Source organism: Paenibacillus sp. FSL P4-0184, assembly GCF_038004625.1.
GTDB lineage: Bacteria > Bacillota > Bacilli > Paenibacillales > Paenibacillaceae > Paenibacillus_AQ.
The window spans coordinates 1,776,575-1,800,635 of sequence record NZ_JBBORN010000002.1; the positions used below are offsets into that span (position 1 = coordinate 1,776,575).

The 24,061-nt window shown below is 41.4% G+C and carries 17 protein-coding genes; 6 read left to right on the forward strand and 11 right to left on the reverse strand.

Features of this window, described 5'->3' with window-relative positions:
• Positions 1–13: 13 nt before the first annotated feature.
• The 4 genes from MKY52_RS29750 to MKY52_RS29765 all read right to left on the reverse strand — a co-directional run bounded on the left by MKY52_RS29750 (position 14) and on the right by MKY52_RS29765 (position 4,694).
• Positions 14–1,318: an ABC transporter substrate-binding protein gene (locus tag MKY52_RS29750; RefSeq protein ID WP_341055455.1), complete on the reverse strand. Its 1,305-nt coding sequence runs from the start codon at positions 1,316–1,318 to the stop codon at positions 14–16.
• A 42-nt stretch (positions 1,319–1,360) separates the two neighbouring features.
• Positions 1,361–2,626 carry a glycoside hydrolase family 125 protein gene (locus MKY52_RS29755; RefSeq protein ID WP_341055457.1) on the reverse strand — a complete coding sequence of 422 codons (1,266 nt, stop codon included), beginning with the start codon at positions 2,624–2,626 and terminating at the stop codon, positions 1,361–1,363.
• Between the two features lie 234 nt (positions 2,627–2,860).
• Positions 2,861–4,045, reverse strand: coding sequence for a GntR family transcriptional regulator (locus MKY52_RS29760; RefSeq protein WP_341055459.1), 1,185 nt, complete (start codon positions 4,043–4,045; stop codon positions 2,861–2,863).
• Positions 4,046–4,271: 226 nt separating this feature from the next.
• A complete protein-coding gene (locus MKY52_RS29765) occupies positions 4,272–4,694 on the reverse strand; it encodes a VOC family protein (RefSeq protein ID WP_341055460.1) in 423 nt (140 codons plus the stop codon).
• Between the two features lie 299 nt (positions 4,695–4,993).
• On the opposite strand from MKY52_RS29765, the gene MKY52_RS29770 reads away from it, so the two are divergent.
• Positions 4,994–6,688: a M3 family oligoendopeptidase gene (locus tag MKY52_RS29770; protein ID WP_341055462.1), complete on the forward strand. Its 1,695-nt coding sequence runs from the start codon at positions 4,994–4,996 to the stop codon at positions 6,686–6,688.
• 96 nt (positions 6,689–6,784) lie between these two features.
• Here the strand turns inward: MKY52_RS29770 and MKY52_RS29775 are convergent, their stop codons facing one another.
• Positions 6,785–9,538, reverse strand: a complete 2,754-nt coding sequence (locus MKY52_RS29775; RefSeq protein WP_341055465.1) for a glycoside hydrolase family 2 protein — start codon at positions 9,536–9,538, stop codon at positions 6,785–6,787.
• Positions 9,539–9,683: 145 nt separating this feature from the next.
• Here MKY52_RS29775 and MKY52_RS29780 point away from each other — a divergent pair, with 145 nt between their 5' ends.
• Positions 9,684–10,622, forward strand: a complete 939-nt coding sequence (locus MKY52_RS29780) for an ArsR/SmtB family transcription factor (RefSeq protein ID WP_042189014.1) — start codon at positions 9,684–9,686, stop codon at positions 10,620–10,622.
• An 85-nt stretch (positions 10,623–10,707) separates the two neighbouring features.
• Here the strand turns inward: MKY52_RS29780 and MKY52_RS29785 are convergent, their stop codons facing one another.
• Genes MKY52_RS29785 through MKY52_RS29795 form a run of 3 tightly spaced genes read right to left on the reverse strand, consistent with a single transcriptional unit; the run spans position 10,708 to position 11,999 of the window.
• Entirely contained in the window at positions 10,708–11,088 is a 381-nt protein-coding gene (locus MKY52_RS29785; protein ID WP_042194061.1) for an iron chaperone, read from the reverse strand.
• 28 nt (positions 11,089–11,116) lie between these two features.
• The gene (locus MKY52_RS29790) at positions 11,117–11,479 is read right to left on the reverse strand and encodes a DUF4180 domain-containing protein (RefSeq protein WP_076283444.1); all 363 of its coding nucleotides are present in this window, start codon (positions 11,477–11,479) and stop codon (positions 11,117–11,119) included.
• A 1-nt stretch (position 11,480) separates the two neighbouring features.
• Positions 11,481–11,999 (reverse strand): ankyrin repeat domain-containing protein, encoded by a 519-nt coding sequence (locus MKY52_RS29795; protein ID WP_341055468.1) that lies wholly within the window; start codon positions 11,997–11,999, stop codon positions 11,481–11,483.
• Positions 12,000–12,274: 275 nt separating this feature from the next.
• Here MKY52_RS29795 and MKY52_RS29800 point away from each other — a divergent pair, with 275 nt between their 5' ends.
• The gene (locus tag MKY52_RS29800; RefSeq protein ID WP_341055471.1) at positions 12,275–12,742 is read left to right on the forward strand and encodes a DUF2975 domain-containing protein; all 468 of its coding nucleotides are present in this window, start codon (positions 12,275–12,277) and stop codon (positions 12,740–12,742) included.
• A gap of 129 nt (positions 12,743–12,871) precedes the next feature.
• Here MKY52_RS29800 and MKY52_RS29805 read toward each other — a convergent pair whose 3' ends face one another.
• The 3 genes from MKY52_RS29805 to MKY52_RS29815 all read right to left on the reverse strand — a co-directional run bounded on the left by MKY52_RS29805 (position 12,872) and on the right by MKY52_RS29815 (position 21,332).
• Positions 12,872–16,984, reverse strand: coding sequence for an S-layer homology domain-containing protein (locus MKY52_RS29805; protein ID WP_341055473.1), 4,113 nt, complete (start codon positions 16,982–16,984; stop codon positions 12,872–12,874).
• 142 nt (positions 16,985–17,126) lie between these two features.
• Positions 17,127–18,218 carry a response regulator gene (locus MKY52_RS29810; protein ID WP_341055475.1) on the reverse strand — a complete coding sequence of 364 codons (1,092 nt, stop codon included), beginning with the start codon at positions 18,216–18,218 and terminating at the stop codon, positions 17,127–17,129.
• Positions 18,219–18,221: 3 nt separating this feature from the next.
• Positions 18,222–21,332, reverse strand: coding sequence for a hybrid sensor histidine kinase/response regulator (locus MKY52_RS29815; protein WP_341055478.1), 3,111 nt, complete (start codon positions 21,330–21,332; stop codon positions 18,222–18,224).
• A gap of 252 nt (positions 21,333–21,584) precedes the next feature.
• On the opposite strand from MKY52_RS29815, the gene MKY52_RS29820 reads away from it, so the two are divergent.
• From MKY52_RS29820 to MKY52_RS29830, 3 genes are read left to right on the forward strand one after another with little or no spacing between them, the layout of a single operon-like run.
• Complete coding sequence (locus MKY52_RS29820) at positions 21,585–22,361, forward strand: helix-turn-helix domain-containing protein (RefSeq protein ID WP_341055481.1); 777 nt, start codon at positions 21,585–21,587, stop codon at positions 22,359–22,361.
• Positions 22,358–23,038: a GNAT family N-acetyltransferase gene (locus MKY52_RS29825; protein WP_341055482.1), complete on the forward strand. Its 681-nt coding sequence runs from the start codon at positions 22,358–22,360 to the stop codon at positions 23,036–23,038. The genes MKY52_RS29820 and MKY52_RS29825 overlap by 4 nt, the downstream gene beginning before the upstream one ends.
• Complete coding sequence (locus MKY52_RS29830) at positions 23,022–24,029, forward strand: alpha/beta hydrolase family protein (RefSeq protein WP_341055484.1); 1,008 nt, start codon at positions 23,022–23,024, stop codon at positions 24,027–24,029. Before MKY52_RS29825 ends, MKY52_RS29830 begins: the two co-directional genes overlap by 17 nt.
• The last annotated feature ends 32 nt before the right edge of the window (positions 24,030–24,061 follow it).

A 24,061-nucleotide genomic window follows, 5' to 3' on the forward strand; every position in this document is an offset into this window, starting at 1 on the left:
AATGTCTTACTTATTACTTCGCTACCTCATTATCCTTAAGCATTTTGTCGCCTTCTTCTTGTGATTTCTTCAAGGTTTCGTCAATACTCAGCTTGTTCTGCTGGTTTAGCTGCAAATTGGGTGCCAACGCGTCGGTTTCCATCACGGAATAACCAGGGTGGTTTGGACGAACCTTAGCGAACTCCAGTGTTTCTAGAAATGGCTGCCACTTGGGATCATCTTTGAAGAATGGATCTTCCATAGACGGCTTATAGCCAGGCAGATTCAGACTGGTCTTGGCCCAGAGCAATGCGTTATCCTTGTTCGCTGTCCACCATTTAATGAACTCCCACGCCTCTTCTTTATGTTTGGAGCCTTCTGGAATCACCAGACCAAATCCACCCATAACACTGCCTTTATCCCCGTTTGGTCCAGCTGGAGGGGGAACGATTCCATAATCTAGATCTTTACCATATTTGTTATAAGTGCTGAGCATCCACGGACCGGAATACAACATAGCAACCTTGCCTGTGACAAAAGCATCTTGCCCTTCCCCAAGTCCAAGCTCAAACCCTACTTTATACACCTTATCTTTGTTCATCAGGCGATCCCAGAACTCTAGCACCTGTTTGCCTTTATCATTATTAAAATTGGTCTTTCCATCCTCCGTAAGCATGGTGCCGCCAGCCTGTTGGAGATACATATTAAAAAGCCCCAAATCCCCCATTGAAAAACCTGCAATTTCTAATTTGTTGCCGTTCCATTTGGTGAGCTTCGTAGCAGCCGTCTCTAGCTCATCCCATGTTGTTGGAGGCTGAAGTCCTGCATCTGCGAGCAGCTTCTTATTATAGAAAAGAGCACGAGCATCTACCGTAAGCGGCAGCCCATATAATTTGTCATCGTATGAAAGCTCACGAAGGGATTCGCTGTAGAAGTCATCTTTGGAAATTCCGTCACGCGTTAAGTATTCGTCAACCGTATGCAGGACGTTTTTTGGAGCATACAATGAAGTTCTCCAGCGATCCCAAAACAGCACATCAGGAGTGCCGCCATTGGTTGCGGAAGTCAGGAACTTCGTGATCATATCCTGCTGCAGCACATACTTTACATGAATCTTATCCTGAGATTTATTAAAGGCATCGACCATAGTCTCAAATTGTTTCTGTCCCTCACCGCCCCAATCCCCCCAGAAGGTAAGCTCCGTCTTTTTTCCTTCACCACTCCCAGGTTTACTCGCATTTCCGGACTCTTTACCTGTAGATCCATTACTGCCACCGCAGCCCGTAGCAAGTGAAGCTGTCATAACCAAAGCAAGTGTGGTAACCAGCCATTTTTTCATGTTCTCTATCCCCTTTAGAGTCGATTGAAAAACTTGTAGACATTAACCCCGCTTAACTTGTAACCCGCAGCGCATAAGCACTAGCTCGCAGAACATCATATTTGCCCAAGAGAACCATGGACGTGTAAATTCGTCAGGATTATCCACATGAAACCCTTCATGCATAAATCCGGTGCCCGCATCTGTCTTCTCCAGCAGATTAAGCAAGGATTCCCGTTCCTCATTGCTGGTAGATGTCATACCCTGGATCGCTAAAGCTATAGGCCAGATATAACGACTAGGCGTATGTGGACTTCCAATACCTGAAGCCTCCTTTCCAGCGAAGAAATAAGGATTATTGCTACTTAGAATAAACTTTCGGGTATTTTTGTAGATAGGATCATCGGCACTCACATAAGACAAATAAGGGATTGAGAGCAGACTCGGCACATTTGCATCATCCATCAAATTCACTTGTCCACGGCCATCTACTTCATATGCATAGACTGACCCAAACTCTGGGTGGTCTACGATTCCATACTGGCGTATTCCCTCATTAATCTGTTCAGAAAGTCTTCTAGCTTTCAATTCCAGTTCCTGATCCCTTAGGATCTCTCGGGCAATTTCACTCACATACTCTAAAACAACCACAGCGAACATATTTGCAGGAACCAAATACCCGTATTCACAGGTATCATCGCTAGGACGAAATCCAGACCAAGTCATTCCTGTATATGCTGTCAACGTTCCTTTGCCTTCACGCGCTAATGTATCCGTAGGTGGACAGTTCATCCGTTGAAAAAGATAATTGGAATCGCTCTCATGTTTCTGTTCAGTAGTCCATAATGCAATAATTCTTTCTACACTCTTAACAAATGAATCATTAAACTGACTAGTTCGGCCCGAATTCTTCCAGAGCAGATAACCCAGTTGGATCGGATAACATAATGAATCAATCTCATATTTTCTTTCCCATACTCCTGGGCTCATCTCTGTAAGATCCTCCTGATGGCCATTCCCATTTTCTTCTTCATTGAACGCGTTCGCATAAGGGTCAAGCTGAATACAGGCGAATTGTCTTAGTACAAGTCCCTCAATCATGTCCGCAATTTCTTCATCCTCGGAGGCAAGGATCAGAAAGGGTCTAACCTGAGCGGCCGAGTCCCGCAGCCACATCGCTGGAATATCTCCGGTAATGACAAAAGTGGTGCCATTCGCCATTCTTTTTAAGGTTGTATTCCAGGTGTTAGCCATACATTTCTCGAACATTTCGGCTAATTTTGGACGATCACTCAGCTGCGCTTTTACATTAGATGCCAGTTTCTTCATCGACTCAGGGATTTCTCTGGTTGCTTTCAGTTATAATACCCCCTTTTTCTTTTTCCTTTGAAGCGCTTTCACAAATTAGTATATTGTCATGTGATTAGTATGTCAATATGTTTATTTATTGATAATGATATATCAATACTTCTGTAATGATAAACATCTATCTAAAACAAACAAAAAAACCCATCCAAAGAGATAGGTTTTTATAACAACTAATTTATGGATAATCGCATAAAATTAATTAGAATTAGATGGTTTAGCAGAACCCGTAGATTCACCAGAAATCAACTCAGCTTCCAACATTATCTTATTTGATACAGTCTGGCCGTTCATAATTTGCAGGACATTCTCAACTGCCAGTCGCCCCATTTCTTCTTCATTCTGCCGCAAATGAGTGAACGCATAACCCGAGCCGAGTGGAGTTGGTGGACTATCAAAGCAAATGATCGAAATATCCTCTGGAATCCGCAGCCCAAGTCGTTCAACCGCAGTTCTTGCCAGCAGGGCAATATTATATTCCACGGCAAAAAGCGCCGTTATTGTTGGATTCTCTTGTAAATGAGAAACTAGCCGTGAGATATCGTGTTCAATATTCTCATCATTAAAAGAATTTGGTAATGTTGAGGTTAAATCACTAACCCACAACCCCTTATCTACAGCTATCCCCCGCTCCGCATGTGCTTGTATAAATCCCTCCACCCGCTCCTCAAGAGCCGTCGTATCCGCTGGAGGTGGAGAGAGGAAAGAGATATGAGTATGCCCGAGATCAAATAAGTACTCCGTCCCTTTAAGTGCAGCCTTTAAGTTATCCGTGCCGATCGAAGCAGCCGCTACTCCTTTCAGATGGCGATCTACCAGAACTAATGGGAAACGCCCGATCACCAATTTTAGAATCTCAGCATTAAAAAATTCGCCTTGAGCTGGAAAAACAATCAGACCATCTACACCCAAGCTAAGCAACTTCTGAATAGACTGTTCTTCGTTCTCTGGTACGCCAAATGTTCTTCGTAGAACGAGGAAGCAATCATTATCACGGGAAGCCTGTTCCATCCCATAAATCAAGCCTGTTCCATAACTGTTGCCAAAGTCAGTAATAATCAGACCAATCGTCTTTTCCTCATGGTTAAAGGCATTAAAAACAGTCCCGTCGGAGGTCGTCTCAGGAGACATAACTGAATCTATGTAGTCAACTGCCGGATCAGCCACAAACGAACCTCTTCCCGGTTTTCTCACAATCAAATGCTCGGCGGCTAGCATTTCCAGAGCTTTTTTACTCGTAATCCGACTTACATTATAGGTTTCGGCCAGTTCTTTTTCTGAAGGAACTCGCTCCCCTTGTCCATAGGATTTATTTACAATAAGCTGCTTCACTTCATCAAATATTTTTTCATACATCGGTTTGGATGACATTGTCTCATTCATAACTTTCGTTATCTCCTGACTCTAATTTTTTCATCTTTATACATAATAATATATCATGATATATTAAGTTTGTCGACATTTGTACTGAAGCAGTTGAAAAAAGAGGGAGGAAGGGTTCAGAGGGTAAAGCGAAAAAATTCTAAGATTCGTATAGAAACAGAGATAAACCGTATTCTAAGAATACGGTTTAAGAGAGGCTAAGTAACAAAGCTCTGAATAGACTCCTTTAATTCTCGAGCTCCCAGTCTGGATTCCATGCGACTTCCCACAAATGCCCATCGGGGTCCATAAAGTGACCGGAATACCCTCCCCAAAAGGTATCATGTAAAGGGTCAACGATCTTCGCACCAGCCTTTTGAGCTAGCTCCATAACCTGATCTGCTTCCTTTTTACTTCCTACATTGTGGCCAATCGTTATTTCTGTTGAACTGGCTGGGGATAATGGAACCTTCGCCTCATAGGCCACATCTTTCCGATTCCAAAGTGCCAGCTTCAAGCCTGCCTGCAATTCAAAAAAGGCAACCGCTCCATGTTCAAATTCTTTGCCAATGATCCCTTCGGTCGGGAATCCTAATCCATCCCTATAAAAAACCAAAGCTCTCTCCAAATCATCCACACATAGTGTTATTACTGTAATTCGGGGTTTCATCTATATCGAGCCTCCTATTTTCGCTTCGTTAAATTGTACGAGTGCGCTCATTAATTGTATTCAGTACTTCTTCCCAAAGCATCTTCATCTGCTCTCGCATAACTGGATGGACCATTTTCTCTTGATAAGATCTACTATATTCATAGATAATATCAAACCACATTCCGCTTAACAAGTTTTTACACTTTTGTACATTTGTTCTTTTTTCGACCATAAAAAGCTTACACAGGTCTATCGTAAATGGCTGTTCAGATTATATAATAGAGACTATCTGGTATAGAAAGGAAGTTGATTTTTTTATGAAATTTGATGATTACCGCTATGAGCGTCCGGATGTAGAGAAATTCAAGCAAGACTTTAACGCCCTGCTGAAAGATCTCAACGACACATCACCACTAGAGGTGCAAAAAGCTTCCGTCACTGCCATTAACAAGCTTCGCAATGAGTTTGACACGATGCAGACATTGGTTAGCGTTCGTCATTCTATCAACACGACAGATGAATTTTACAAAGCCGAACAAGAATTCATGGACGAAATCGGGCCTGTCGTTCAGGAATACATAACTGACTACTACAAAGCACTCGTACATTCCAAATATAGAGCCGAGTTTGAAAAGGAATGGGGTGCGCAGTTACTCCAGCTTGCTGAAGTATCGCTACGGACGTTTAGTCCGGAAATCATTGAAGATTTACAATTGGAGAACAAACTATCAACTGAATACTCCCAGCTTATCGCATCTGCCAAGATTCTTTTCGAAGGTGAAGAGCGTACACTGCCTCAACTCGCACCTTTCGAATTGTCTACAGACCGTGATATGCGTAAAAGTGCTTCTGAAGCTCGTTTTGGTTTTATGTCAGAACACGAGACTGAATTTGACCGCATCTATGATGAGCTCGTAAAGGTCCGTGACCGCATAGCTAAAAAGCTTGGGTACAGTAACTTTGTTCAGCTAGGTTATGACCGTATGATGCGTACCGACTATAATGCTGAAATGGTTGCTAATTTCCGCAAACAAGTTCTTGAATATATCGTACCTGTCTCCCAGCAGTTAAAGAAGCGTCAGACTGAACGACTGGGTCTAGATGAATTGAAATACTACGACGAGAACTTTAGCTTTAAGACCGGGAACGCTACCCCTAAAGGGGATCCAGACTGGATTGTAGCTAACGGTAAGAAGATGTACAAAGAACTCTCCCCTGAAACGGATGAATTCTTCACCTTCATGCTGGACAATAATCTGGTGGATTTAGTAAGCAAAAAAGGAAAACAAGGCGGCGGATATTGCACCTATTTCAGCCAATACCAAGCCCCTTTTATTTTCTCAAATTTCAACGGAACCTCTGGGGATATTGATGTCTTAACTCACGAAGTGGGTCATGCGTTCCAGGTTTATGAAAGCCGCAATATTAATGTGCCAGAATATGCTTTTCCAACCTATGAAGCATGTGAGATTCATTCCATGAGTATGGAATTTTTCGCTTGGCCTTGGATGAATTTGTTCTTTGAAGAAGATGCAGATAAATACCGCTTTAATCACTTATCTGATAGCCTTCAGTTTATTCCTTACGGGGTATCTGTCGATGAATTCCAACATTTTGTTTATAGCAACCCTGAAGCAACTCCTGCTGAACGCAAGCAAGCTTGGAGAGACATCGAGAAGAAATACTTACCACATCGTAATTATGAAGGTAACACTTATCTGGAACAAGGGGGCTTCTGGCATAAACAAGGCCACATCTTTGCCTCACCGTTCTACTACATTGACTACACACTAGCACAGCTATGTGCCTTCCAATTCTGGAAACGTTCGAACGAAGATTTCAAATCTGCTTGGAGCGATTATTTGGAGCTATGCCAAGCTGGTGGAAGCAAGTCCTTTATTAAACTGGTTGAACTAGCGGGTCTGACTTCACCATTTGAAGATGGCTGCATTAGCTCCGTTATTGGGGATATTGAAGGTTGGCTGAACAGCATTAATGATAAAGAGCTTTAATCCATACTCTGATAAGCTCATCACAAAAAAAGCAATCCTTGCCTTATGGCTTGGATTGCTTTTTAAAATTGAATGATCCAACTTCACCCATGTATGTTATCGATAACGAATCAATAAATCTATAGGGTAACGACCCGCATTGCGACCATATAAGGCTAAGCCTCCACCCTCTGCTTGAAGCTCCAAACGGAAAGTACGATTGCGATCTAGTTTAGCTGCTAACTGCCCCGGTACACTTACTTTACACAGATAGCCGTAAGAGCCCGCCTCATCCAACTTATTCGCTAATGGCTGATAATGCCAAGATAATACACCTCGGCTGTCAGCCGGATCATCTGGCAAATAGAAGGAGCCAATCCGTTGACCTTCTATCAGAACATTCACACGTGAAGGATGACGTTCTTCGTCGGTCATATAATACGTATTCGAATTATACTCCACCCTAGCATCTGCACCATGCATGAGATCAAGTCCCATTTCATTTTGCTTTGCGCCTTCAACATTTCGAGCCAATACTCGCTTTGCGCTGGCTTCGAACATGATTTCGATCTCGCCAATCATCTTTTTCTCCATATCATCTGGAAGAGTTACATCATATGCATAACGGCCTTGCCCAGCTCCATTGATTTTTGCGCATTGAATAGCTTCCCATTGTTGTTCAAAGTTGTGTTCTTTATACGCACCAACAGGGATACTAATACAATCTCCATCCCCTTCAAACCTTACACCCTGATTACCGCTTCTTACATCAAACGTAATGAAGTTGCGAGTGATTACCTCTCCCTTATTATTTATCAAAGAAACTGCCAGCACTGCAACTGCATCCTGATCGGGCATAATGATAAATAGTGGTGGTAAATCTGCTACTCCATATCCGTCCCACTTCACTGATATATGCTCACTTTGTGTAACAACTCGTGTTCCCAAATTGTCGTACCAAAGTTCCCACTTCACCTGTAAATGCTGTCCATGATATTTATCTGAGAAACTGGAACGAAGAAGTGGAACTTTAACTTCATCCTTTGCGTTTACTGTCTGGCATGGCGGTGCATCGATCACGATGAAGTCCGGAGAATGCAGATCAGAAATCGTCATCCCTGGAACAAAGGCATCATAACCAAAATCTTTATCGCTACCGTCTAACCGATAATAACCATTGAACTCGTTCGTAACATCGCGAAATTCGGTAAATACGAAACCACATAGCTTATCATGCCGCCGGAATTCATTCATCATATAGCGGTAATGCCATGCTAAATCACTATCCCCTGCCCCGCCTTCGATACCCCATACGTTTCCACATTCACTGTTCATCAGCGGGGCATCAGATTGTACATTACCTCCGATACAGTTAAAGTCTGAACCTGGGAAAGTTTTGTCTACAACCTCATTCAAATGAAATCTAAGCTGATCATAACCATTAATGTAGAAATGCCAAGTATTGATATCAGATTCCACATGATCATAGTTACAAGGTGAGTTATCTTCAACGATTCTAGATGGATCTAGTCGTTTAGCAGAGCGATATTTTTCCCGAACCCATTCCTGTGTTTCTTTGAGATAACTAGTCTGCTGCTGTAAATCACTCGTCAGACTAGTGTCCTGAGCGTTCGTCTTCAAGCCCCATGTCTCGTTAAACATTACCCAAGAGAAAATCGATGGATGATTATAGTCTCGTTCAATAATCTCAAGTGCTTCACGTTCATACGCGTTACGTGCTTTTTCATCGGGATTTCCCCAAAAGCAAGGCATGTCTTCCATCACCAAAATACCCAGTTTATCCGCCCAATATAGTTTGCGTGGTTCTTCTGGCTTGATATGAATACGCACAAAGTTCAGTCCCAAACGTTTCATTAGATAGATTTCATCCCGCATATCTTCATCAGACGGATAAGTGAAATATCCCGTTTTGTGATAAGACTGGTCAAGGGTACCGTTTAAATAAATCGGCTTACCATTGAGGGTAATCCAGCGATAACCACGCTCATCAAAACGCACAGTTTGGATTTCTCGAACTCCGAAATAGGTACTGACTGTGTCTGTGCCAAAAGATCCGCTAAGTTGTAGTTCGCCTTCGTACAAATAAGGTGTATCTGGACTCCACAAAATTGGATCTGTTATATGAATAGAGAGCTTAAATTCATTCTCCCCTGCGATAAGATCTATTTTCTCAGTATGCAATATAGAATTCTCTGCGAATTTCAGCGTGAAATCTGCCGTACCAGTTTCTTGTGCAATGATTCTTGTAGTTACGTTCACTTGCCCATCAATAGTGGTCACAAACTTAGCATCTTTCATATAAGTCTGAGGCCGAGATTCTAGCCATACGGGCTGCCAGATTCCGCGAATTTCTCCATAACCTTGTTTGCCACGTGCTTGGTAATCATGATCGAAGTCCTCTACTCTAACGACAATTGTATTGTCTAAATCTTCAAACCAGTACTGAGTAACTTCGAACTCAAATGAACCATATCCACCTTGGTGTGAACCAACATGTACTCCGTTAATCCAAACGTCACATGAATAATCCACTGCCCCGAATCGCAAAAATAGTCGTGTCTGAGAGTCGGTAGTCTGCCATTTCAAAGTCCGCCGATACCATCCTATCCCTTTATGATCACTGACAATACCTGATAATGGACTTACCCAAGAAAAAGGAACAGTAATCATCGAACTGTAAGCGATTTCGGAATTGGAATACCAATGTTCGCTAATTCCTTCATTGCTCGGATCAAAGCTAAATGACCATTCCCCATTCAAATTCATCCATTCGTTGCGCTGCCAGTGTGGATGCGGATGTTCGGGACGAGGAATCGGAAGACTCTCAACATTCAGTACGGAAGTTGTCATGATATGAGCACAGCCTTTCAAAATAAGAAGTTGAGCTCATTTTAGCACCAGTATATAAAATTCGCAATGTATATTATAATTTTACAATATAGAATCTTCAGTGTACAATATCCTCAACCTATCCTAACGAAAAGGAATACAACCAATGAATGATATTTCGCAAGAAACGATACGATACCCCGCATCACGCATCTTAGATGTTGCTAAAGCACTTTCTGGAGATGTCAGAGTCCGCATTCTTGAAGCCCTTGGTGACAAGCCCATGAGTGTCAGTCAATTGGCCGAGACACTTGGCGTAGCTCAACCAACAATTTCAATCAATGTACAGACCCTTGAGCAAGTTAACTTAATCTCATCTACACAGGGTGCAAATCGCGAGAAAATATGCGCGGTCACCTGCCGATCCATCCATCTCGATCTTCCTTCGAAGCTAGGCGATGGTCTGCATCAAACGGAAGAAATACATATGCCCATCGGGATGTTCTCCCACTGTTCTATTCAACCCTCTTGTGGTATGGCTGGAAAAGACGGCGGAGTCATCGGTTCTCAGGATGATCCACGGGTATTCTACATGCCGGAACGAGTTGATGCATCTCTCTTATGGTTCGCTGACTCTGGGTATGTCGAATACTATTTTGCCAATCCACTACCCCCTGGTGTCGAGCTTGATGAGATTCGGATTTCGGCTGAGGTTTGTTCTGAAGCACCTGCATTTCGGGAAGATTGGGCAAGTGACATCACATTAACTATAAATGACCTACATGTCGGTACTTGGACTTGTCCATCAGATTTCGGTAACCGGAAAGGAAAGTTAACACCCGAACGATGGAAGGGTGGTACAGAATATGGAATGCTGACAGAGTGGAGTATCTCAGAACAGGGTAGCAAAATAAATGGAACTGCTTCTTCCCCTACTACAATTAGCTCACTGAAGCTGGCATTTAATGAGCCCATTCGAGTACGATTTGAGATTCGCGAGGATGCCCTCAATAGACGAGGACTTAATCTATTCGGAAGTGGTTTCGGAGACTACTCACAGGATATTATCCTGTCGTTTGTTCGTCGTTCAGTATCGGGTACATGATAACACGTAAGAATTGCACACCTGAAACCAGAGTAGATCGAAAGCTTCAGATGTGCCAGTGGACAATGTTTTCTTTACACACCAATTACTTACGCTTATCTTCAGCTTTTTTGATATTCTCAGCCACTCTAAACTTCACGATCTTACTAATTAATTCATAGGGCATCGGCTGATTAAGAGGGAATTGAATGGATCCTTTTGCTCCTTTATAGACTGATAATTCTTCTTTGAAAGCGTCAATACCATTAGGCGTTGGATAAAATCCAATATGGTTTTTGAAAGCCGCAAAATGCACCAGATTTCCGTGCAGTGTAAAAGTAGGCATCTGATAGCTAATCTTTTCAATCGCATCAGGTGCCGTTTCTTTTATTACTTTTCTTATTGTACTAAGGATTTCCTGAATCTCAGATGGAAACTTGGAAATATAGTCATCGATCGATTCATACGTGATTTTAGCCTCCACAATAAGTCCCCTCTCTGTTTCAAGTTCACATTTAACTTTGATGAAGTGCTGCCAATGCCTCGTCTTCTGTACTCTTGAACAATATTTTATTCCCCTGATTACATTCGTAAATAAAATCATTCAGACTTTTACTATTATAGCCAGTAAATTCTCCCACAATAGCAACTCGCATCTGATAGTTTGTATACTTTTGAAGAATCTCTCCGGCAAGGCCCGTCTTTAACTCAAAAAAATCATCTGTGATTTGCTCTTTTCTTAGAATCATTTTATCGCATTCTTGATATCTCACGTTTGCCATTAGATCGAGTGCATCATTTACATTATTAATTACAATACCTTCGCTGGAAATCAAAGCTACTGTTGAATTGTCTTTACGGTTTAATGTGATTTGCATTCTAAATTGCTCCTTTTTCAATAAGAAATTCTTTTACGTTGTGGTTTCCTTGTTGGATAGCTATAGCTAATACTGATTCACCACCTTCAATTTTAGCATGGATGTCTGCTTCGTGTTCGATTAACAAGCGTATCAGCTCCACATTATCCGAATGAAAAGCTGCAGAATGCAAGGCAGTGTGCCCATTGCTATCAAAAATATGTGTCTGAGCACCCTTGTTCAATAGCAGTTGGATAACACCCATATTCCGCTCCCCAGCAATTGCAGCATGAAGTGCAGTATTAGAAGGAATGAAATTAATCTTGGAATGGGATACTGCATCAACCTCAGCACCATGGTCTATCAATACCTGCACCGCTGCTTCTTTACCGAAATGTGCTGCATATCCCAAAGGTGTAAGGCCCTCGTTATTTTCCGTATTTGCAAGAGCCGGATGGAATTCTAAAATTTCTGTTAGCCGTGCAGCATCGCCATGTTGTGCCGACTGAAAAACTTCATTAATACTTTGCCGTAGTTCCATTAGATTTCGCCTCTTTTCAATTGATGAAGAAATGATTTAGCTTATTTTTTCTGGATAGTTAGGCCATTCTCCTGCTAACAAGAAGAAACGACGTTGTCGTTTTTTAAAGACGATAACCATTTCTCGTAAAAATATAAGGATAATGTAGAGCTTGAAACTTATACTTTCAACTATTTCAAAACAATAATAAACATAAAAAAACAATACAAATTTATTGTAAATCAATAAATTAAATGCTAAAATCATGAAGTTATTAAATAAGTGAGGTGTTTTAAATGAATGTTAAACGAGGTTCAACCACTTTCTTAAAAGTAATTATTTTTCTGGTTGGAATTGCAGTGCTTGCTTTGTGTATCTGGTTGCCTGAGATAGCGGTAAGAGATGCAAGGGTACATCCAGATACGGCTTACTTCCTGATTCCCTTTTTAGTATGTGCTTACGGATTCTGTATTGCATTTTCTGTTGCGCTGTATCAAGCATATAAACTATTAAACAACATCGAAAAGAACAATGCTTTCTCTGAATTATCCCTTAACTCTTTGAAGATTATAAAGAAATGTGCTTTTACAGTCATTTTCCTCATTTTGTTAGGAATAGTAAGCTTAAGGGTGCTTGCTAAAGTTACAGTTAGTGATGATGCAGCGGGTCCTACATCATTATGTCTAATGGGTCTTTTAGCAACAAGTATCATCGCAGCCATTGTGGACGCACTTCAAAAGCCATTAAAAATGACCCAGATATAAAGCCAAAAAATGTATGATTTACAGTCAAATATCAACATTAGAATTTAATATAGCCAAAAGAAAAGAGTATTCATTCGAAGGTTATCGAATGAATACTCTTTCTTTTTAATGTATATTGTGAGCCACTTCTTAAATTAAATCAGACTTTTGAAGAAGCCGCTTAACGATCGCTGCAACCTCAGCTCTGGTCATATCATCCTTGGGAGCAAGTACATTGCTGCTTCGTCCCATGATTACGCCTGCCTGCAAGCAGTCAGCAATTGCGCTAATCGCCCAGTCAGATGTTTTGCCGGCATCGGTATATGGGTTCAAGAAGCCTTCAGCGGATTGATTAGGAAGGTTAGCCTTTAGCGCTGTAATTTTCATCGCTTTGGCGATAATTAGCATCGCTTGTTCACGGGTAATTTGGTCATCAGGGCGGAACATGCCATCTTCAAAACCATTGATTAATTGATAAGCATATGCAGTATTAATCGCACTGTTATACCAATCCGTAGTTTTAACATCCGAAAATGGTGTTGCCGCTTGATCCAATTCAAGTCCAAGACCGCGAACGACAATCGCTGCAAACTCTGCACGGGTAATGGCTTGATCAGGAGAAAATTGACTATTACCTGTTCCTTCGACGACTAAACGGGAGCCCATATCATTCACTGCGTCTTTTGCCCAATGGTTAGCAACATCGCTAAATTCAAGCGGATGCCAGATTACAGAGTAAGTACCGCCACTAAGACTGTTGATGGTAGCAAAATACTCGCCGCCAATTACAACTACTTTAGTGGGTACATGATGAACTGTTCCATCAGCATCAACATATACTCCAGTTGTAATCTTGTTCGGGTCCATCCCCTCAGGAATAGCAATGGTACGCTTCACATACGTATTGAATTGTGAAAGTTCAATGCTCTTATCTCCGTAAATCCCTCTAACCGTAAAAGTTACTGGCGCAGAGATTAATGAAAATGATCCTTTTTGTGCAGCAGCCTCTAAAGCACTTACAGCATCGGCTGTTGGTTTACTAACTTCAATCTGTATCTTAATATCCTGTAAAGCCACAGACTGTCCCACCTGCTTGGATAGGGCGTCCAAGTTAATCTGCCCTGCAGGCAAAGTAATAGTCGCATTACCAGTTTTGATTTCAAGTACGGCTTGATTACCCTGCATATTTTTAACCATCTGTCCGTTTAGTTCGCCAACGATAACATCAGATTTACTAGTGGCAGTGATAGAAACCACAGCACCTTTACCTTCAGCGGCGAGCTTGTCTTCCAGCTTCTTCTGGTCTAAAGCAATGGTGGTTAGCGATTGATCATTCCGTTTACCATTCGTTGCAGTTCCCACGGTTTCCGCTTTACCATTGATTAAAATGGAAGCATCATTTGCCACAGGTGCCGGCGTTGCTGATGGAGTTGGTTGAGAAGGAACATCAACACTGGATGGAGCGCTCGGGATGACTGTATTGGATTCTGCAGATGATTCGCTAAAGCCAGCCTTATTGATGGCCTGTACCGTAAAGGTGTAGCTAGTACCATTCATTAAGCCACTGATAGTAAGCGGACTTCCAGTTCCAGAAACCGTTAATTCTCCCGGATTAGCCGTTACAAGATAACCTGTGATTTCGCTTCCTCCATCGTTGGTTGGTGGCGTAAAGGTGATGATCACTTGACCATTTTCTGCAGTTGCAGTTACGGATGTTGGAATACCCGGTGCTGTAATTGGCTTAGCAGGAGCCTTCACAGTAACGGTTGTTGAAGCTTTATAACTTCCATCTTTCGTTGTAACCGTAATGATGGCTGTTCCCTCACCAACTGGAGTTACTTCTCCATTCACAACCTTGGCTACAGTCTCATCGCTGGAGCTCCAGATCAGGTCTGGATCTGTTGCATTTGCAGGCTCTATTGTCGCTCTTAGTATTCCCACAGTTTCACCAGCTGTTAAATCGAGCGTCTCCTGATCTAGCCTCACCCCAGTTACATTCACAACTGGTGGAATTGGTTCACTTACATGTACTGTTGTTGAAGCAGTAAAACTTCCATCTTTAGTCGTAACCGTAATGGTGGCTGTTCCAACACCAACCGGGGTTACTACTCCGTAAACAACCTTAGCTACTGTTTCATCACTGGAGCTCCAGATTACCCCCTTATTGGTTGCATCGGCAGGTGCGACTGTCGCTTGTAGCGTTTTATCACCTTCTCTAACTGTTAAATCAAGTGTTGGCTGGTCTAAGGTTACTCCGGTTACTATAACAATTGGTGGCTTAGGTGCTGCCACATTCACAGTTGTTGAAGCCTTAAAACTTCCATCCTTAGTCGTTACAGTAATAATTGCTATTCCCTCACCAACTGGTGTAACCACTCCATCCACGACTGTTGCAACAGTTTCATCGCTGGAGCTCCAGATCACATCTGTATCTGTCGCATTTGCAGGTTCTATTGTCGCCTTTAGTAAGGCATCTGCTTCACCAGCAGTTAAGTCGAGCGTCTCCTGATCAAGCTTCACTCCGGTTACGTTCACAATTGGAGCACTCACAGTTACGGTGGATGTCGCAGTATAACTTCCGTCTGTTGTTGTTGCTGTTATCGTTGCCGTTCCAACGCCAACTGGGGTGACCACTCCATTTACAACTGTCGCCACAGTTGCATCACTGGAGCTCCAGATCACGGTTTTGTTCGTGGCATTAGCAGGTTCTATTACAGCATTTAGTGTATCTCCTTCTCCTCCCTCTGTTAAACTAAGTGATGTTTTATTCAAAGTCACTCCAGTTACGAGGACATCTCCCACATCGTTTACCTGCACATTGAAGGTGTATAAACTACTTATAGTGCCATCATTTACAGTAACAGTAATCACACTGTTTCCGTAGGCATTCTTCGCTGGTGTTATTTCTAACGTCCGCACATCCCCACTTCCACTTACTTTCAGTCCATTATTCGGAATTAGGGAAGTATTAGAAGATGTAGCTGATACATTTAGGTCATCCCCATCCACATCAATGACCTTAAAGGAGCGTGATACAGATTTATTTTTTTCCGTTGTAGTACTTCCCATAAAGCCTGTGTCCTGCTTCCAGCTTGCACCAGTGATTGAACCGTTCTTAGCTGAACCAGCCGGTGTATTGACAGCGATAATACCATCATTGCTATTCGAAAATTTATAGTTTAAAGCCAGATTAGGCTCTGATCCATTCAAATCGACGTTCATTTCGCGAACAATTTCGCTCTGGGTTTTAGCTTTACTCCAAAACCTTACGTCTCTCATCCCACCGCTGTAATCTCCGTCCTGTCTCCAGGTGCTTTTACCAAGCCAGTTGTTCGGACGTGCCATATTTCCAACTGTACTTAAATCCATAGCCCCTTCTGCCTTAAGAACACCATCCCAATAAATACGCCCCTTCTTCTGACTGTGATCGTAAACAATCGAGACATGTACCCACTTGGATATCGGGAAATCGTCTGTGACATTAATATCTCCTTTATTGGTGTAAGCGATGAAATGCATTTTTTTGCCGTTAAAGCCCACAAAAATATTGTGGTTCTGCTCTGCGATCGAAGATTCGAAGAATCTCATCCAGGTATTAAAACCATTGACTTTTAAATTACCTTCAATTGTAAAAGAATTCTTGTATAACAGTTGATCTGGGAACGTCACATAATCCCCATTGCCGTCAAAACTAAGATAGTCCCCACCATTCAGTTCTGTCAGATAAGGTGCATCGTTCACTGGATTTACAGTAATTGTAGCAGTACCTAGATCTGGGTTGAATGCTGCAGAAACAGTGGTATTCGCATTTTTTTGATAATTTTGATAGCCGACTGCTGTTGTGTCCCATAGCTTAAAGTCAATGGAAGCTGTTCCGTTCCAGTCTTTAGCGGGGACAAAACGAATTTTCTCCGATTTCAGCAGCAGAAAAGCTTTAGTGTCAGACACTGGCTCGATATTATACCAAATATTTGCTTGCGTGTTGTAATATTGCCAGGCCCCATTGGTATTATCAAATGACACCACAGCAATTCCTGTTGAAGCTGGGTCAGTTACCTTACCCGACAAAAGACTAGACACAACAACGCCTGCGTTGGAAGAATCGTCTTCATTGATGGACGGTATCACAGCTGGGCTATTCACGATCCAACCAAAATCCGATTTTGCACTCACTATTTGAGTGTGGATCGGCCCCACACCTTGCACCACAACTCCAGTGGCTAACGAAATACTAATGCCTATTTTCATAAATGATGGCTTCAAACTCTTTTTCCCCCTCTAGCTTAAATCATGTCATCATTTCGACAATAATCGAGAGTATTATACAAAATTATGATAAACGAAAAATAAACAAAAAAAGAACCTTCGAATTCTAATCGATTCGTCGGTTCGCTTTTTCTTTATACTAGTTCATCATCTTCTTAATCAGAGCTTTGAGCTTAGGATCAGGTGAAGTTCCAAGCTCCTGTTGAAGGGTCTCTTCCAATTGCCCATATCGCCGATAAGCTTCATTCATACGCCCTAGTTCAATATACAAATGAATGATTTCCTGATGGATATCTTCTCTCAAGGGATCCAATTTCAAGATTCTCTCAAAGTAGTGCAGCGATTGTTGACGCTCGTTCTGCTCCATATGAAATCTAGCAGCTAGTTCCAGCAGTCCAATAAAATCCTGTTCAAGTCGGCGTGTCTTCCCACTAGCCCAATCGTATGCTTTACCTTTGAGAAAGGACCCCGTATATAATGTTTCTACTTGATTGAACCATTCAGAATCTTTTTTCGAGACCTGCCTAATTTGCTTCAGCTGTCGCTTAAACTCATACAAATCACAATAAATACTGCGTTCCTCTATACTAATTTCGGTTCTGCTGGCTTTAATAAAGCTAGTTCCGATTGCTTTTCGAATATAGTATAGGGTTGAGTTCAGATTCTTCAACGCTTTATCAGGCTCCAGCCCGCTCCATAAGGTATCGATAATTTCATCTCGGCTAACCGTCCCTTTACTAATCAAAAAGACAAACAATTCTTCGGTTTTTGGGCTCCTTAGCTTGATGGGCTCTCTGTCTTGCGTACGGCGGTATATCTTTAGTCCATTAAATAAGAGAACTTCTATGACGGGCTGAACCGTCACACCTCTATTCATTTTTTTGATCTTATCCAAAGTTTTAGTTAAACGCTGTGCAGTTACAGGCTTCAGCAAATAATCCACAGCACTCAGTTCGAAGGCTTGCAGTGCGTATTCGTCATACCCTGTAACAAAAACCACATTAATCGATTCATCTAGTTCATGCAAAAGGGTGGAAAGCTTCATTCCATTTGTGTCAGGCATAGAAATGTCCAAAAAAGCTACATCAATCGAATTCCCCTTCACAAATTCATAGGCTTCCGTCGGATCCAGAAAAGTATCGTATACTTCAATCTCTCCACTCTGAGATAATATCCTTTTTAAGCGCTTTACTGATAATTCTTCATCATCCACGATAATGGCCCGCAGCATACTTCAACCTCCTATCCGCTTCATGTGTTGTTTGGGGATATCAAAAGAAACCCGTGTGCCTTTTCCTTCAACACTTTGAATACGAATGTTCTTTCCATAGAGAAGTTTGATGCGTTGACTAATATTCCAAAGCCCTACGCCTCTTTTATCTACATCTGATTTCATGATTTCCTCCAGCTTGTGCTCACTCATTCCGCGTCCATTATCTTCTACAACAAAGCTGACTACAGAAGGATCCGACTCTTTCACAGATATAGTTACCTTTCCTCCCCTTAAATTGGACATCAGTCCATGTCTTATAGCATTTTCTACTAATGGTTGTAGGATAAGTGGGGGAATCCGGCTATCCGTATTTGCGGTTATATCATATTCCACTTGTAATCTAGCACCAAAGCGCACTTTTTCAATATTAATATAGGCTTTAACTAGCTCTAGCTCACCCTCCAAGGTAGTTAACGAATCCAACTGTTTGAAGTCAAAGCTGCTTCTCAAATACTGTGACAGCTCCAGCGTTAATTCTTCCGCCTGCTCAGGTTCTTCCACACATAATGCAGCAATTGAATTCAGGGCATTGTACAAGAAATGCGGTTTGATCTGAGAACGTAAAAAGGCAATTTCGGCATCTTTAGCTTTCTTCACAGAAGCTCTCAATCGGGTCAGACTTTTCACACGCGCCATTAATTCTTCCGCTTCAAATGGCTTCCCCACATAATCATTTGCCCCATTATCCATGGACATTTTCATATCGCTAACTCTATTCTTCGCCGTTAGCATTAACACAGGCAGCTCAAAGGGTGTGAATCTCTCTCTAATCTTTTGCAGAACCTCATAGCCAGAAATATCCGGCATTGTAATGTCCAGTACAACGAGAAAGAAGTCTGAATTCTTCGATAACTCATCAAGTGCCAGCTGCCCGCGGTTCACAACAACAATGGAATATCCCTCAAGCTTGAACAAGTTGATCATAGATTGCAGGTTGGCAAAATCATCGTCCACGACCAAAATCGGCTCATTGATTTTACCTTTGATATATATAGGATACTCCTGGCGCGGAAAGAAAACTTCTCTATAAGGAAGAGTCTTATCCACGATTGGACCCGTGACTTGATTAGATGTTCGATCCCATCGTGGAAGAGTAAATATAAAGACCGATCCTGTACCAGTAACAGAGTCCACTCTAATGTTCCCGCCATGTAACTCAACCAGCTTCTTGGTAATGCTTAGTCCGAGACCTGTCCCACCATGACTGTGAATTTCAGCTTCGTCCACTTGCTCAAAGGCCATAAAAATACGTTTCTGCATATCCGGTGCAATTCCGATTCCCGAGTCTGCCACACGAACCTCAACCCATTCATGAGTAAATCTGGCACTAATATTTATTTCACCCTGCTCCGTGAATTTAATCGCATTATCTACCAAGTTGTGCAAAATCTGAATCAAACGGTTGCCATCTGCATGTACAGGTGGAAACTCTGAAGCAACATTGTTTACGAGAAAAATCGACTTTTCTCCGAGCAGAAACGAATGTATACCGATAACAGAATCTACAACAGCTTTCAGATCTAGGGTGCTTTTATATAAGGTGATATCTCCATGCTTCATTTTGGAATAATCGAGTAATTCGTTTACCATATAAGTTAATCTTCTTCCACTTCCCATTACGATCGCTAGATTCTGCGCTTGCCTTTCGGTAACTGGACCTTCAACCCCATTAAGTAGTGTAGCAGTAATGTTGACTATGGCATTCAGTGGTGTCTTCAGCTCATGAGAGGTATTGGAGAGAAACTCGTCCTTAATTTTGTCCAGACCGATCAGTTGGTTTTTCATTTCATCTATCGTATGATAAGCCTCGAAAAAACGGAGAACAATCAGAACGATCATAATGATATTAAAGGCTACAATGTAAAACTGTCCTAGCCAAAGATTTTCTTTCATCGAAAGAGCAAACAGAATGATGTCTATCGAGTACAGATTGATAGCAAGAATCGCCAAGAACAGCAGCAACGATTTGATCCGATTTACTTCAGGGCTTCTGATGTACAAGATAGCCACTCTAAACAACATCCAAATTAACATCAATTCATATACAATGATCACATAGGTAGAGAAAAGCGTGTAAGTACGAATAGGCAGGATTGCTACCAATATTATAAAGCTGCCTAGTATAATCGTTACGACTTGCGTAAGTTTTAAAGAGATTATGCTTTTGTGCATTTGGTAGAAAAATATAGCCAGAACAATAAAACACGATATGGAGCTAATATCCTTCACTTTGTATAACACAATGAACGAAAGGTTTGGGAAAAATAGTAACAGCGAACGTTCTCCAATCAAGCCATGATAGATCGCAAGCAGTAAACAAATAATAGCAAATACAAGTAAGGAGTAATCCTTCTTACGGTATAAAGCAGCCGCCACAAAGCAGATGACAAAAATAAGTGATAATGTTCCCAATATTGCAACTGTACTAAATTCACGAGCCGTACTCTTCTGCTGGTTCTCCAGCATAGCGGCTTCCTCGCCAAAAGTAAGAGATACGGGAATACCTGCATTTACATATTCATAGTTAGAAACTTGAATGATGATCTCTACATCACCTTTTTCAGACGAAAAAAGCCCAATCTGCGGAATATTCCCCGACTGGTAATCGGCAGTACTCATAGTGGGGTTTCCATCCTTAATGAGTAAATGCCCATTCACATAAATCGCACTCGAAAAGCGGATATTCGTTTTTTTCAATGCGAATACACCGTTTATAGGTAAGTTTTTCAGCACCATCCGATAAGTAGCAGAACCGAATGCAGGTAAAGGTTGTCCATCAACCACTTTGCCATTCCATCGTGAGGGGACCTCCATTAATGCTGTAGGAGCAGGTTTGTCTGTGCTTGATTCTATAAAATGCTCAGGCATTAGCAGCTGGTTCCAATAAAATTCCCACTCACCATCTAACTTGATGATCTTTTGTTGCCCATAATCCCAAGTTGAAAGATCCATGCTCCCCTTCTGAACTTGCAGATAATTCTCATGTTGATCATTATCTATAAAAATGGATAGTGGGATTGTTGCTAACGAGATGAAAGCAATTAAATAAATAAGTAACGTCCTTTTGAGCATCGTAGGCCCCTTTTCTATGGTGATGTTAAGCTGCGCAAACGCTTGGGGCATCGTGCAACACTTGGATTATATAGGATAGATAACGATAGATAACGATAGATAATTCTATAAAATTTTCTGTTTTCCTTCATGTTTCGACAAATTAAATGGTGATTAGCGATTACACGAAACTGAGATCCACGCTTGACCTTAGGTCAGACCTAAGGTTTATAGTTAAATCAACAAATACCAATATAGATAGGAGCACCTCCATTGAATCATTACATTACGATTGGTGAACTTTCAAAACTTATGAATGTATCCGTTCATCAAATCCGATATTTTGAAGAGAAAGAGATTTTATTTCCAGCCTATACCGATAGCAATCAATACCGGATGTACGGAATTAATGAGATTTATCAGTTGGCCCAGATCCTATTACTCCGCAAATTGAACGTGCCTGTCAGTACGATTAACAAAAGCATGAATAACTTCACCAAAAATGACTACCATCAACTTTTGGAGCAGTCTCTAAGTAAAATAAACTCTGAAATAAACCAGCTAATGTTGTTGCAGCAGTTTTTACAAAAGATACTTAAGGAATACGAGCACTCCGACATTCTAGAAGACAAATATCACATTAAACAATTGGATACTCGTCATTTAAAAAAATGGATGGAAATAGAGCAAGATGAGTCACTCACCGCTCGAAGTCTGTATGAAAAAAAGCCGCAACCAACTCATTTATTTGAAACAGATCTACATTATTTATACGGTACTGAACAAGTAACCTTATGTTTTGAAAGCACTCACTTACCGGACATCATCCTAGAAAAAGGCAGCTACTTATATAAAGCATTTTTCGTGACGGATGATCATGATATTGAACTTGAGATTGCTCAACTGGAACACTATATAACACAACATCACTATACAATTCAGGGACCATTGATCCTTTTGGAAAAATCATATCTATCCCTATTCAACAATGACAAGCTTCATTATGAAATCCAAATTAATATCAAGCATGACCCTGACGGTGTAGCATGATAAGTCCGAACAAGATAACAATCGCTCACTACCAAGAACAAGATCATAGAGCAGTGTGCAGTCTTTTAGTGGATGCGTTCCACGGTAAATTCCACTCCCTCATCTCATTAGAGGACGATGATATTGCTGAACTACTTTTTGGGCTCTGGGAGCATGATCAACCGTCCGCATCATCACAACAAATCGTAGCTAAAGAAAATGGAGAGGTTGTCGGTACGCTCAGCATTAAGTGGAAGGACAACCAAGCCTCAGACAGAAGTAAATTTATATCACCTCACCATAGTTCCTTTTCACAATTATTTAAGCAATTTGGATATCTAAATGTATGTAAGTTAATGGTTGGGTTACATTTTTTGAATTATCAGCCTCGCGCAAAAGAATGTTATGTCGATCATTTGGCCGTTCGATCTAGCCACTGTAATAAAGGAATCGGTAAGCAGTTGCTTAGTTGGGCAATAGATTTTGTAAACAGTCACTCCGAAGTGGACAAATTAACGCTACATGTTGCTAAAAATAATAAACGAGCTATTCATATGTACCAACAGATGGACTTTGCTATCGATCAATCAAACTATAGCGGGATTAGACACCTTCTTTTTAAAGAGGCTAATTGGCATTACATGACGAGGCGTTTACCACTACATCCTAGGAGCTCAATAAATGAAAAAAAATATTAAATTAACCGCATGCTTGATCATTGGCTTAATGGCAGCTTCAGTCTTATTCGTATTAAATCAGCATTCATATGCAATGAATGAGCAAAAGATAGAAATCGAAACCCCTCAGGGTAAACTAACAGGAACTTTAATTCTACCCCAGCACTATTCTGGAAACGTAGGGCTAATAGTTTTTGTTCATGGTGATGGTCCCATAAATGACACATACGATGACGGATATAAACCTTTATGGGAGAAATTCGCATCTGCCGGATATGCTTCTTTGTCTCTTAACAAGCCTGGTATTGGTGGTTCCTCTGGTAACTGGATGGAGCAAAGCATGGAAGATCGTGCTCAGGAAACGATATCTGCGATTAACTGGGCGAAGAACTTACCAATGATTGATAAGAAGTCTATTGGCTTGTGGGGAGCAAGTCAGGCCGGTTGGGTGATTCCCAAGATTGTAAAAGAAGTTCCTGATCTCGCGTTCAGTATTCTTGTATCGCCTGCGGTGAACTGGATTTCTCAAGGTAAATACAATACAAGATTAGAAATGAAACAAGAAGGCTTCTCGGAAAATGAGATCCAAGCCAAAGAACATTATAATGCTCAAGTATTACAATTACTTAACGAACGAGCATCTTACGAGGATTACTTGCGTATTGCACATTCCGAGAACTTGATTTCTAAGGAACGCTGGGGATTTATCGCCAAAAACTATCAGTCTGATGCCACCGAAGAACTTAGTTACTTCAATGCTCCTGTCCATTTAGTACTCGGCGGTCAAGATATCAATGTAGATATTGAGGAAACCGAACGTATTTACCGTGAAAAAATACCTGCCAACTTGCTCTCCGTCTCTTATTTTCCCAACGCTGACCACTCTATGCTGTCAAAGAAGAATGCCGCATCCCCCTTAAGGACTTATTTAACCGCTGTTTTCTTTCCACGACAATTGGTGGAAGATCAATATTTAGATGATCTAAGCCGATTTGTAAAGACACAACCGTAAACCTATTTTCAGATAAGAAGTCTGACTATTGA